This window comes from Micromonospora sp. HM5-17 (genome assembly GCF_003762835.1).
In the GTDB taxonomy this organism is placed as follows: Bacteria; Actinomycetota; Actinomycetes; order Mycobacteriales; family Micromonosporaceae; genus Plantactinospora.
In genome coordinates, this window is record NZ_RJWA01000004.1 from 40,587 (window position 1) to 52,688 (window position 12,102).

12 protein-coding genes are annotated in these 12,102 nt (G+C 72.8%); 10 read left to right on the forward strand and 2 right to left on the reverse strand.

Going from position 1 to position 12,102, the window contains the following annotated elements; all coding sequences use genetic code 11:
* Nucleotides 1–5: 5 nt before the first annotated feature.
* Together EF879_RS13680 and EF879_RS13685 are read left to right on the forward strand one after the other, a co-directional pair.
* Nucleotides 6–1,631, forward strand: coding sequence for a DUF885 domain-containing protein (locus EF879_RS13680; RefSeq protein ID WP_123558568.1), 1,626 nt, complete (start codon nt 6–8; stop codon nt 1,629–1,631).
* Nucleotides 1,632–1,763: 132 nt separating this feature from the next.
* Entirely contained in the window at nt 1,764–2,918 is a 1,155-nt protein-coding gene (locus tag EF879_RS13685) for a beta-propeller fold lactonase family protein (RefSeq protein WP_123558569.1), read from the forward strand.
* Nucleotides 2,919–2,981: 63 nt separating this feature from the next.
* Here EF879_RS13685 and EF879_RS13690 read toward each other — a convergent pair whose 3' ends face one another.
* A complete protein-coding gene (locus EF879_RS13690; protein ID WP_123558571.1) occupies nt 2,982–3,689 on the reverse strand; it encodes a hypothetical protein in 708 nt (235 codons plus the stop codon).
* Nucleotides 3,690–3,935: 246 nt separating this feature from the next.
* Here EF879_RS13690 and eno point away from each other — a divergent pair, with 246 nt between their 5' ends.
* From eno to EF879_RS13720, 6 genes are all read left to right on the forward strand, one after another.
* Nucleotides 3,936–5,219, forward strand: coding sequence for a phosphopyruvate hydratase (eno, locus tag EF879_RS13695; protein WP_123558573.1), 1,284 nt, complete (start codon nt 3,936–3,938; stop codon nt 5,217–5,219).
* 32 nt (nt 5,220–5,251) lie between these two features.
* The gene (locus EF879_RS13700; RefSeq protein ID WP_123558575.1) at nt 5,252–5,899 is read left to right on the forward strand and encodes a septum formation initiator family protein; all 648 of its coding nucleotides are present in this window, start codon (nt 5,252–5,254) and stop codon (nt 5,897–5,899) included.
* A 44-nt stretch (nt 5,900–5,943) separates the two neighbouring features.
* Nucleotides 5,944–6,480 carry a DUF501 domain-containing protein gene (locus EF879_RS13705; protein ID WP_370375503.1) on the forward strand — a complete coding sequence of 179 codons (537 nt, stop codon included), beginning with the start codon at nt 5,944–5,946 and terminating at the stop codon, nt 6,478–6,480.
* On the forward strand, nt 6,477–7,013 hold the full coding sequence (locus tag EF879_RS13710) for an amino-acid N-acetyltransferase (protein WP_123558577.1): 537 nt from the start codon (nt 6,477–6,479) through the stop codon (nt 7,011–7,013). The genes EF879_RS13705 and EF879_RS13710 overlap by 4 nt, the downstream gene beginning before the upstream one ends.
* A 40-nt stretch (nt 7,014–7,053) precedes the next feature.
* The gene (locus tag EF879_RS13715) at nt 7,054–8,043 is read left to right on the forward strand and encodes a Ppx/GppA phosphatase family protein (protein ID WP_123559184.1); all 990 of its coding nucleotides are present in this window, start codon (nt 7,054–7,056) and stop codon (nt 8,041–8,043) included.
* 366 nt (nt 8,044–8,409) lie between these two features.
* A complete protein-coding gene (locus EF879_RS13720) occupies nt 8,410–8,763 on the forward strand; it encodes a group 1 truncated hemoglobin (RefSeq protein ID WP_123558579.1) in 354 nt (117 codons plus the stop codon).
* A 97-nt stretch (nt 8,764–8,860) separates the two neighbouring features.
* Here the strand turns inward: EF879_RS13720 and EF879_RS13725 are convergent, their stop codons facing one another.
* Nucleotides 8,861–9,802, reverse strand: a complete 942-nt coding sequence (locus EF879_RS13725; protein WP_123558581.1) for an SDR family oxidoreductase — start codon at nt 9,800–9,802, stop codon at nt 8,861–8,863.
* A gap of 175 nt (nt 9,803–9,977) precedes the next feature.
* Between EF879_RS13725 and EF879_RS13730 the strand changes: the two genes are divergently transcribed.
* Together EF879_RS13730 and EF879_RS13735 are read left to right on the forward strand one after the other, a co-directional pair.
* The gene (locus EF879_RS13730; RefSeq protein WP_148086436.1) at nt 9,978–11,225 is read left to right on the forward strand and encodes a hypothetical protein; all 1,248 of its coding nucleotides are present in this window, start codon (nt 9,978–9,980) and stop codon (nt 11,223–11,225) included.
* Between the two features lie 72 nt (nt 11,226–11,297).
* A complete protein-coding gene (locus tag EF879_RS13735; RefSeq protein WP_123558585.1) occupies nt 11,298–12,047 on the forward strand; it encodes a hypothetical protein in 750 nt (249 codons plus the stop codon).
* Nucleotides 12,048–12,102 lie beyond the last annotated feature (55 nt).

A 12,102-nucleotide genomic window follows, 5' to 3' on the forward strand; every position in this document is an offset into this window, starting at 1 on the left:
GCCGCATGCCACCATTCGTCCCCCTGGCCGAGCGGATCGTCGACGCGATGCTCGCCAGCGACCCTCGCCTCGCCTCCGACGTCGGCGAGCACGCCTACGACGACCGTCTGCCGGACTGGTCGGCCGACGCGGTCGCCGGGCGGGTGACGATGCTCCGGGAGGCGGCGCATGCTCTCGCCGAGGTCGAGACGGAGGAGCTGCCGACCGCGGAGCGGGTCGACCACGCCGTGCTCTCGGCGGTGGTGGAGCGGGAGCTCTTCGAGCTGACCGAGGTCCGCTCACACGAGTGGAACCCGATGGTCCACAACCCGGCCCAGTTGCTACACGCCCTGCTGGCGCGGCCGTTCGCCCCGGCCGACGTACGGCTGACCAGCCTGGCGGGGCGGCTGGCGGCGGTACCGGACGCGCTCGCCACCGCCCGGGCGCTGCTGGCGGACGTTCCCCGGATCCACGCCGAGACCGCCGCCGGTCAGTACGACGGCGCGGCGGCGCTGCTGCGGAACCAGCTTCCCGCGCTGCTCGCCGAGGCGCCCGGCCTGCGCCGTAGCGTGGAGCCGGTCGCGGAGGTGGCGATCCGCGAGTTGACCGGGTTCGCCGAGCGGCTTCGGGCGGGCCTGCGTGACGACGCGGAGCCGGGCCGCGACCCGCGACTGGGCCGGCGGCTCTGGGAGGCGCGGCTCTGGCACACCCTGGACACCGAGCTCTCCGCCGGGGAGGTGTTGGACCGGGCCTGGGCCAACCTCGACCGGGTCACCGAGGAGATCCGCGCGGCCGCCGTGGAGCTGGTCGGTGGCCCGGCCTCCGACGACGCGGTCCGGCAGGCGCTGCGCCTGCTCGCCGACGAGCATCCGGACGCGACGTCGATCGTGCCGTTGGCGCGGCAGACCCTGGACGAGGCGACCGACTTCGTCGCCGACGCCGAGCTGGTCTCGCTGGTCGACGATCCCTGCGTGATCCGGGAGATGCCGGAGCACGACCGGGGGGTCGCGGTCGCCTACTGCGATCCGCCGGGTCCGCTGGAGACCGCGGACGTGCCCACGTTCTACTGCATCGCGCCGGCCCCCGTCGACTGGTCGGCGGCCCGGGTCGAGTCGTTCTACCGCGAGTACAACAACCACATGATCCGGAACCTGACGGTCCACGAGGCGATGCCGGGGCACTTCCTCCAGCTGGCCCACGCCCGCCGCTACCGGGGCAGCAGCCGGGTGCGCGCCCTCGGCCACTCCGGGCCGTTCGTCGAGGGCTGGGCCGTGTACGCGGAGCAGGTGATGGCCGAACGGGGCTTCGGCGGCCTGGCGGTCCGGTTGCAGCAGCTCAAGATGCAGCTCCGGATGACCATCAACGCCCTGCTCGACCAGCTCGTGCACTGCGAGGGGATGACCGAGGCCGACGGGATGGCGCTGATGACCGGCCGGGGCTTCCAGGAGGAGGGCGAGGCGGCCGGGAAGTGGCGGCGGGCGTTGCTCACCTCGACACAGCTCTCGACGTACTTCGTCGGCTACACCCAGGTCGCGGAGATCGCCGCCCGGCGGCCGGGCGGGGTCTCGATCCGGGAGTGGCATGACGCGATGCTCGCGCACGGCTCCCCGCCGCCGCGGCACCTTCCGGTCCTGCTCGGCCTGACGGCCTGACGGCTCGGTCCCGTTCGTGTCTTCTCGTCGGCCCTGATCAGGCTAAACGCCATCGAAGCGCGCGGTCTCGCCCTAGCCTGGTGAATGAGAATAGTTTTCTCATCTTCACCGCAGGTATATGGAAGGTGAGTCATGCGCCGAAAAGGTACGATCTTCGCTGCCCTGGGCGGTCTCGTGGCCTCCCTCGCCCTGACCGTCCCGGCGGAGGCGGACGGGCCACCGCGACCCGGGCGTACCGAGGGACTCGTCTTCGTCCAGACGAACAACTTTCTCGGCAACGCCATCCGGGTCTACGAGCGGGACGACGCCGGCCAGCTCACCTTCAGCGGCGAGTTCGAGACCGGCGGGCTGGGCGGCAGCACCCTGAACCCGCCGGTTGATCCGCTGGCCTCCCAGCACTCCCTGGCCTTCCACGACGGCCTGCTCTTCGCGGTGAACGCCGGTAGCAACACCGTGACCCTGTTCCGGGTCCGGGGCACCACGCTGGAGCGGCGCCAGGTGATCTGGTCCGGCGGCCTGCTGCCGGTCAGCGTCGCCGTGCACGACGACCTGGTCTACGTGTTGAACGCGGGTGGGGAGGGCGTTGTCCAGGGCTACCGCCTGGAGCGGGACGAACTCCATCCGATCCCCGGCGCGCAGCGGTCGCTCGGGCTGGGCAATCCCAACCCGCCGCCGTTCGGCGACGCCCCGGCCCAGGTGGGCGTCGACCCGGAGGGCCGGTTCGTGCTGGTCACGACCAAGAGCCACGACATCATCGACACGTTCCGCATCGAGAGCGGCGGACGCCTGTCGGCCGAGCCGGTCGCCAACCCCGCCGAGGGCATGCCGTTCGGCTTCACCGTCGACCACCGCGGAGGCGTCATGGTCACGCTGGCCGCGGCCAACGCGGTCATCCGCTACCTGATCGACGAGGAGAGCGGCAAGCTGACCGCGGTCGGCCCGGCGGTGCCGAACGGTCAGACCGCCAGTTGCTGGATCCAGCGGGTCGGCGACTTCTACTACGTCGCCAACGCCGGTACCTCGACCATCAGCAGCTACCGGATCGGCGCCGACGGGCAGGTCGAGCTGGTCGCCGCGGTGGCGGCGACGACCGACGGCGGTTCGATCGACATGACCGCCAGCGGAGGCTTCCTGTACGTGCAGAACGGCGCGGCCGGCACCGTGCAGGGCTACGAGGTCCGCGAGGACGGTTCGCTCCGGCTCGTCACCACCGTCACCGGACTGCCGAAGGCCGTCAACCAGGGCCAGCTCACCAGCGGGATGGAGGGCATCGCGGCCACCCCGTGACCGCCACTGACGGGGTTGGTGTCGGCCCGGCGCGGAGACCCCGGGCCGACACCGCGTCCCCGGTCACCGCGGTGCGGCGGGACGCCGGTCGACCACCCCGGCGCCGGGCGGCAGCTCGAAGACGCTGTTCTCCACCGCATCGCGGTAGCGGCTCATCGTCACCCGCAGCTCGGTCCCGTCGACGGTGCCGGTGAAGCTGCCGAGCACGCCCTCGCCGGTGATGCAGGCGTCGAAGCTGCTGGCGGCGGCGTTGCTCAGCTCCCGTACCTGGACGCAGGTGGCGTGCCGGCCGGCGATCGTGGTGTCGTTCTGCTCGATGACCGCCGCGGGGTCGAGCGCGGCGGCGGTGAGCAGCCCCACCACCACCGGCGGGGTGACCAGGCCGTGCTTGTTCATCTGGGTGAAGACCGTGGTCGCCGGCTTGGTGCTCGGCGCGGGCGGCGCGGTGAGGGTGCAGGTCGGCTTCTTCCGGCTGGTGTCACACTCCGTGATCGCCTCGGCGGTGACGGTCAGCTTCCCGCCCGGGTAGACGTAGGCGGTCCGGACGGGATTCTGGGACTGCGCGATCGAGGCGGTCCGGCCGCCCGGCAGCTGGTAGTCGGCCGTGTAGGTGAGGTCGTTCGCGCGGTCCAGCCGGGCGGCGAGGTCGTTGACCAGGTCGGCTCGGCCGATGACCCGACCCGCGTCGTCCAGGGTCTGACACCCGGTGACGGTCAGAACGGCGATGATGGCCCCCGTGAGTACCCGGAGTGAAGTCGACACAGCCGGCATGCCCCCAGCCTTGTCGATCGGGTCGAGTACGCGCAAACCGACTGCCGCCAGTCGGGAAGGTGCTCCGCAAATGTCGGGGTGGGGTGGGATTCCCGGTGCGGCCGCGGACGGTCCGCCAGGCAGCGCACGCCGGACCACGGCCGCCCGATAGGCTGTCCCAACGGAGCCTCAGCCGCACCGTCGCGACGGGGACGCCACCGCCATCGACAACCGATGGACCGTTATCGACTACTGAGGAGCAGGACAGTGGCCACCATCGAGGTGATCGTCGCCCGGGAGATTCTGGACTCGCGGGGCAACCCGACCGTCGAGGTCGAGGTCGGGCTGGACGACGGCACGGTCGGCCGCGCCGCGGTGCCGTCCGGCGCGTCCACGGGGGCTTTCGAGGCGCTCGAGCTGCGCGACGGCGACAAGAGCCGGTACGGCGGCAAGGGCGTGGAGAAGGCGGTCGCGAACATCGAGGACCGCATCGTCGACCAGCTCGTCGGGTACGAGGCGAGCGAGCAGCGCCTCATCGACCAGAAGATGATTGACATCGATGGCACCGACGACAAGTCGGAACTCGGTGCTAACGCGATCCTGGGCGTGTCGCTCGCGGTGGCGAAGGCGGCGGCGAAGAGCAGCGGGCTGAGCCTCTTCCGCTACCTCGGTGGCCCGCACGCGCACCTGCTGCCGGTGCCGATGATGAACATCCTCAACGGTGGCGCGCACGCCGACTCCAACGTCGACATCCAGGAGTTCATGATCGCCCCGATCGGCGCGCCGACCTTCCGGGAGGCGCTGCGCGCCGGCTCCGAGGTCTACCAGGCGCTCAAGTCGGTGCTGAAGAAGAAGGGCCTCAGCACCGGACTCGGTGACGAGGGAGGTTTCGCCCCCGACCTGCCGACCAACTCCACCGCACTCGACCTGATCGCCGAGGCGGTCGAGAAGGCTGGCTACCGGCTCGGCAGCGACATCGTCTTCGCGCTCGACGTGGCAGCCACCGAGTTCTTCGACAACGGCGTCTACACGTTCGAGGGCAGCCAGAAGACGGCGGACGAGATGACCGCCTACTACCACAAGCTCCTCGACGACTACCCGATCGTCTCCATCGAGGATCCGTTGGCCGAGGAGGACTGGTCCGGCTGGACCGCCCTCACCGCCTCGGTCGGGGAGCGGATCCAGATCGTCGGCGACGACCTCTTCGTGACCAACCCGCAGCGGATCGCCCGGGGTATCGCGGAGAAGGCGGCGAACGCCGTCCTGGTCAAGGTGAACCAGATCGGTTCGCTGACCGAGACCTTCGAGGCGGTGGACCTGGCGCACCGGGCCGGCTTCAGGTGCATGATGAGCCACCGTTCCGGTGAGACCGAGGACACCACGATCGCCGACCTGGCGGTGGCGATGGGCTGCGGGCAGATCAAGACCGGCGCCCCGGCCCGTTCCGACCGGGTGGCAAAGTACAACCAGCTCCTCCGGATCGAGGAGGAGCTGGCCGACGCGGCGCGGTACGCGGGTGCGAGCGCCTTCCCGCGCTACCGTTCGGCCTGACCACGCACGGCTCGGGGAGGAGTGCCAGGGCGATGACGCAGCGCCGTACGCCGAGTGGGCAGGGCCCGATGCGGCGGTCGGCCCGGGGGATCCGGGCGGGCCGCCCGGTCTCTCGCGACCTCGGCGGGCGGGTCGAGTCGCGGCTGGCTGCGGTCCGGTCGACCGGCGTGCCCCGGGTGGCGGGTGCCGGACGGAGCGTGGATGGCCCCCGGTCGGCCAACCGGCCCGGGGCGACGCGCCGCACCGGCACCCCCCGGGCCGTGAAGCGCACCACCGCGCCCCAGCCCCGGCGCTACACCGGCCGGGTCGCGGTCCTGGTCGGCGTCCTGGTCGCGCTCGCCCTCGCCTACACCTACCCGGTCCGGGTCTACCTCGACCAGCAGTCCGACATCGCGCGGATGGAGGCGGACCTGCGGGCACAGCGGGAGCTGATCGGGGACCTCGAGGAGGAGGCCGCGCTCTGGGACGACCCCGAGTACGTGAAGATTCAGGCGCGGGAACGGTTCTACATGGTGCTTCCCGGTGAGGTGCCGCTGGTGGTCCTGACCGACCAGGAGGGCGCCGCCCGGGACGCCGGGATCGACCCGAAGGCGGCCGAGCAGACCAGTCCCGAGCCCTGGTACGACACCCTCTGGTCCAGCGTGCGGGCGGCCAACGAGTCGGAACGGGCCGGACGGTGAGCCGACCGGGTACCCCGCCGGACGTGCCGGCGGAGCGGTCCGGCGTGCCGGCGGAGACGTCGGCGGCGGTACCTCCCCCGGTGCGCGAACCGGCGACCGCGCGCGACCTGGCGGCGGTGGCCGCCCAGCTCGGCCGTACGCCGCGCGGCACCCGGGCGGTGGCCCACCGCTGCCCCTGCGGGCTGCCGGACGTGGTGGAGACGACTCCCCGCCTCGCCGACGGCACCCCGTTTCCGACGCTGTTCTACCTGACCTGCCCCCGGGCGGTCGCCGGGTGCAGCCGGCTGGAGTCCGCCGGGGTGATGCGGGAGATGACCGCCCGGCTGGCCGACGATCCGGAGCTGGCCGAGCGCTACCGGGCGGCGCACCGGGACTACCTCGCTCGGCGGGAGGCGATCGGGCGGGTGCCGGAGATCGAGGGGATCTCGGCCGGCGGCATGCCGGGCCGGGTGAAGTGCCTCCACGTGCACCTGGGGCACGCGCTCGCCGTCGGACCCGGGGTCAACCCGTTCGGCGACGAGGTGCTGGAGCTGCTGGAACCGTGGTGGCGTGACGGCCCCTGCGTGGAGCCGGCGGAATGACCGGCGACGCCGCGACGCCGGCGGGCCCGCCGGATGTGGTGATTCGGCGGGCCCGGACCGGGGATGTACGTCAGATCCGGGATCTGATCGAGACGTACCGGGGCGGACGGCGGATGCTCAGCAAGCCGCTGGTCACGCTCTACGAGGACGTCCAGGAGTTCTGGGTCGCGGTGCACCCGACCGAGCAGACGGTGCTCGGCTGCGGGGCGCTGCACGTGATGTGGGAGGACCTGGCCGAGATCCGGTCGGTCGCGGTCCACCCGCGGTGGCGCGGTCGCGGGATCGGCCAGCGGATCGTGACGGAGCTGCTGGCGACCGCCCGCGAGGTCGGCGTCTCCCGGGTCTTCGTCCTCACCTTCGAGACCCGGTTCTTCGGGTCCTTTGGCTTCGTCGAGATCGACGGGGCGCCGGTCCCGCCCGCCGTCTACGAGCAGCTGCTCCGCTCGTACGACGAGGGTGTCGCCGAGTTCCTCGACCTGGAACGGGTGAAGCCGAACACCCTCGGCAACGTCCGCATGCTGCTCCGGCTGTAGCCCGCTGGGCGGCGACCGGCTCGGTAGTCTGGTGATCGTGATGACGGAACCGGTCCCCAACCGGGTCGCGGCGATCGACTGCGGCACGAACTCGATCCGGCTGCTCGTGGCCGACCTGCCCGATCCGTCCGCCGGGCCGGAGGCCGAGCTGGTCGACGTGGTCCGGCGGATGGAGATTGTCCGGCTCGGCCAGGACGTCGACCGAACCGGCCGGCTGGCCCCGGAGGCGATCGAGCGGACCCGGGTGGCGCTCGCCGACTACGCCGCGCGGATCGCCGAGCTGGGCGCGGGCCGGGTACGCATGTGCGCCACCTCGGCCTCCCGGGACGCCTCCAACGCCGAGGAGTTCCGGGCGATGGTGCTGGCGACGCTCGGGGTCGAGCCGGAGGTGGTGACCGGTGACGAGGAGGCCCGGCTCTCCTTCACCGGGGCCGTACGCGGGCTCGGTCCGGACGTGCCGGCGCCGTACCTGGTGGTCGACATCGGCGGCGGCTCCACCGAGTTCGTGGTCGGTGGCCGGCCGACCGGCGGGAGTGCGGTGGTCGACGCGGCGGTCTCGGTGGACGTCGGGTGTGTGCGGATGACCGAGCGGCACCTCGCCGACGACCCGCCGACCGCGGCGCAGATCGCGGCGGCGGAGGCGGACATCACCGCCGTGGTGGACCGGGCGCTGGCGGCCGTGCCGGGGCGGGAGGCGGCCACGCTGATCGGGCTGGCCGGCTCGGTGACCACGGTCGCCGGGATCGCGCTGGGTCTGCCCGAGTACCGCTCCGAGCGGATCCACCACGCCCGGATCTCCTACGACGAGGTCGCGAAGGTGACCGCCGACCTGCTGGCCCGTTCGGCGGCCGAACGGCTGACCATCCCGGTCATGCACCCGGGACGGGCCGACGTGATCGGCGCGGGTGCGCTGGTGCTCAAGGTGATCATGGAACGGGCCGGGATGGATTCGGTGATCGCCTCCGAGCACGACATTCTCGACGGCATCGCCTGGTCACTGGGTGGTGCCGCACCGGTCCCGGGTCGGTGAGTCGGGAGAGGGTAGGCGGGACAAACGACCTGTCGCGCCGCGCGATGCCCGGGTGCACCGGCGCGGCCTCCGCGGCGGGCCCGACGACTCCCCGACGTGGGGCGGCGTCGACGCTGGCGCGGAGGTTGTGACCGCACCGCGTTGACCGAGGCCCCACGCCTTCTGCCGGCGAGCCGCCGTACCCGTCGACGGATCCGGGTGGGGATGCCGCACCGCCGCCGTCGTCCCGATGTGAGGGATTGATAGCCTCGCCGTCGTCGATCGCCAATGCCCAGGCAACGAGCCGGACGTACCGTCTGCGGTGTCGTGGCTCGGGGCGATCACCCGGAACTGTCGGCCATCGTCTGTCGAGAAAGGCCTCACCCCATGAGCATCTACGATTCCATCGGCGGAGCACCGGCCGTCCACGCGGCGGTGGACGACTTCTACGCACGGGTGCTCGGCGACCCGAAGCTGGCGCCGTACTTCACCAACGTGGACATGCAGCGGCTGAAGGCGCACCAGCGCTCCTTCATCGCGGCGGCGATCGGCGGTTCGGAGATCTACGCCGGCCGGGACATGGCCGCCGCGCACGCCGATCTGAAGATCAGCGATGAGCACTTCGACGCGGTGGTCGGGCACCTGGTCGCCACGCTCTCCGGGCTCGGCGTGCCGGAGGAGACCATCGGCCAGATCGGCGCCGCGCTCGCGCCGCTGCGGTCGGAGATCGTCACCGTCTGAGCCGGTACGGCCATCGGTGTGCGGGTACCGTCCCCGGGCGGAGCAGCGGTGTGGGGACGGCACCCGGCCCGGGCTGCCTCGACGTCCACGTCGCCCCTCACCGGGGGTAGTGGACCCCGGTGAGCCGCTCGGAGATCTCCCAGAGCCGGGCGGCGTCGGCCGCGTCCGGCAGGTTGGCGGGGAGTCGCGCCGGGGCGGGGCCGCCGCCGAGTTCGGCGAAGCCGTCCGGCCCGTAGTAGCCGCCGCTCTCGGCCTGCGGGCTCGTGGCGGCGTACAGGGCGGGCAGGATCCCGGTCGGGACCTGCTGCCACACCGGGACGGCGTACATGAGCCGGTTGCGGAGTGCGATGAGCCGGATGCGGCGCCCACCGTGGGTGGCGCCGGTGACCTGGAGGTTGGTGACGGTCGCGCCCGGATGAGCGGCGGTACTGTGGAGGCCCCATCCGGCCGCCGTGCTCCGCCGGTGGAGTTCCCGGGCGAAGACCAGCAGGGCGAGCTTGGAACGGCCGTACGCGATCCACGACCGATAGCGTCGCTCGCCGTGGAGGTTGGCGAGGTCGAGCGTGCCGAGCCGACTCATCAGGCTGCTCATCGACACGACCCGGGCGGCGCCGGCGGCCCGTAGCAGCGGTAGCAGGTGTCCGGTCAGCGCGAAGTGTCCCAGGTAGTTGGTGCCGAACTGCAGCTCGAAGCCGTCCTCGGTCAGGACCCGGTGCGGCGGTGCCATGATGCCGGCGTTGTTGATCAGGATGTCCACGGGCCGTCCCTCGGCCACCAGCTGGGCACCGAACGCGGCGACGCTGGCCAGCGACGACAGGTCCAGGTGTCGCAGGTCGAGCCGGGCCTCCGGCAGCTCCGCCCGGATCCGCCGGACGGCCTCCGCCCCCTTCTCCAGGTTCCGGACCGCGAGGACGATCTCCGCGCCGGCCCGGGCGAGCCGGCCGGTGAGGCCGAAACCGAGTCCACTGTTCGCGCCGGTGACGACCGCGAGCCGGCCGGTGAGGTCTGGTACGTCGAGACCGGGTCGCGTCCGTGCCATGGGGACATTCTCCGGCAGTCGGCGCCGGGCGGTGAGCCCGGCGACCGAGGGCGGGAGTCGGTGACGCCTCGGCGCGAGCGATCGGCGATGATGACGGCGCTGGTGTGGGTACGACCGGCGGGGCGGCCTCGACACGGCTTGCCGGTGCCGGTGGGAACCGGGGAGGGACGCAACGATGAGCCAGCCACCGATGTCGGCGTATCCGGCGCAGCCGCATCCCCTGGTGGGGCCGATCGGTGAACTGCTTGCCGCCGCCGTGCCGGCTGGCTGGCGACAGTTGCACGTGGAGTACCGGGCGGTCGGGCTGTACATCGAGACCGACGTGCTGGCGGTCGGGTTCGACGGGGGCACCTGGCCGGTGCAGCCTCCCGCGACGGTCGTCCAGCTGCTCGGCTGGCTGCGGGCCGGGATGTACCAGCCGGGCCGGGGTACCTGGTTCAGCGCGACCCTGGTCGTCGACCCGGCAGCGCCGCCCCAGCTGACCGTCGGGCTGGACCAGGAGCCGCGCTGGCGCTGGATGCCCTCGCCCCAGGGCTTCCAGGACGAGCTGCGCTTCTTCCCCCGCGCCGAGCAGTACATTCCGGACTGGTTGCGGGTGCGGGCCGGGCTGCCCCCGGCGGCCCAGCCGCCGGCCTCCGTGCCGCCCGCCGTACCGGTGACGGCGACCGGGCCGTCCGGTATCCCGACGATGCCGCCGGCCGCTCCTCCGGCGATGCCATCGGCGCCGACGGCCGCACCGGTGGGGATGCCGGCGATGCCGCCGGCCTTCCCCGGTGCTCCGGCCGTGCCCCCGGCCGATCCCGCAGCGCCCCCGGCCGCGCCGGCCATGGCTCCGGCGTTTCCCGGGACGCCGGGTGCGCCGCCGGCCTTTCCGCCCGCGCCGGCGAGCCCGCCGGCGCGGGGAGTGGCGTCCGTACCGGTGCCGTCCACGCCGCCGGTCTCCTCGGCCCCGCCGGTGCCGTCCGCTCCTCCGGGTTCCTCAACTCCGCCCGCGTCGTCCGCGCCGCCGGCTTCGTCGGCTCCGCCGGTGCCGTCCGCGTCGCCGGTCGGCCAGGGAGAACTGCGGATGGCGCGGGTCTACGACCGGCTGGACGACGCGGGGCGGCCCGCCGCCGACCGTCCGCCGGTGCCGTCAACCGAACTCGACCAGGTCGTTGCCTACCTGAAGAACGCGCCGGTGGTGCTCGCCGCCCGGGGCTATGCCCGGGACGAGTTCGATCCGGAGCGCCGACCGGAGGTGCCGATGACGTTCCACACCGACGGTACGTGGGTGTGGGGCGGCGCGGTCGCGTACTACCTGCGGGAGCACGGCCTTCCGCCGGAGCCGGACCTGCTCGCGCACATCAGGGCGAACAACTTCGTGGTGCCCGAGGTCGGTGAGGAGGCGAAGAAGCGGGCCGTGGATGTCGTCACCAGCGGCTAGGGCCGGGGCGCCGGCGACGGGGTGACCCGCGGAGGCGGGTTACGGGCGCGGGCGGGGCGGGTATCCGGCGCCATGACGGAGGTGCTGGAGGACGGGGACATCTACTTCCTGTACCGGCCCCGGGTGGCGGACGAGCGGGTGGAGTCGCTGACCGAGGTGCAACGGCTGCTGGTGGTGCTGCGCCCGTGGCGGGGCCGACGCCAGCTCCGGCTGCTCGTGGTCGGTCGGAAGCGGCTGCCCGACGTCGAGGAGCACGACCGCTTCTGGGCCTTCGTCGCCGCCGTGGCGCGGCGGCCGCAGCAACTCCACGAGGCGTTGGAGCCGCGCGAGTACGCGACGCGGACCCGGGGCGCGCGGCGGCAGGAGGCGGCCCGACCGGTGGCCGAGGGGGCGTACGTCCTCGCCCGCCACACAGACCACACGCACCTCGCGTACCAGCTGGAACTGCCACGCCGCCCCGGCCCTCCGCAGCACGATCTGCAGATCGAGCCGGAGGCGAGCCACATCGTCACGGTGAAGAATCCCCGCGCGCCGTCCCCACCCGGAGTCGGTCTGCGGGAGGCCGACCGGGCGAGGCTCCCGGCCGAGCTGCAACAACGGTTCGGTGACCGCCGGTTCGCCCCGCTCGACCCGCCCGCGTTCCTCGACCAGCCCGGCGTGGAGCTGGTGCTGATCGGAGCGGCACACGACGCCTCGACGGAACTCGACGTCGACCTGGACGCCGAGGTGGAGCGCGCCGCCCGGGACACGGTCTTCGAGGAACTGCGTATCGGGCGGGCGGAGCGCCCGACCGAACCGCTGTTCGCCGGTCAGTGGCGTTGAGTCGCCCGCGACGGAGACGAGCCGGTGGTGGCCCTGCGGGCCGGCCTCCGGACAC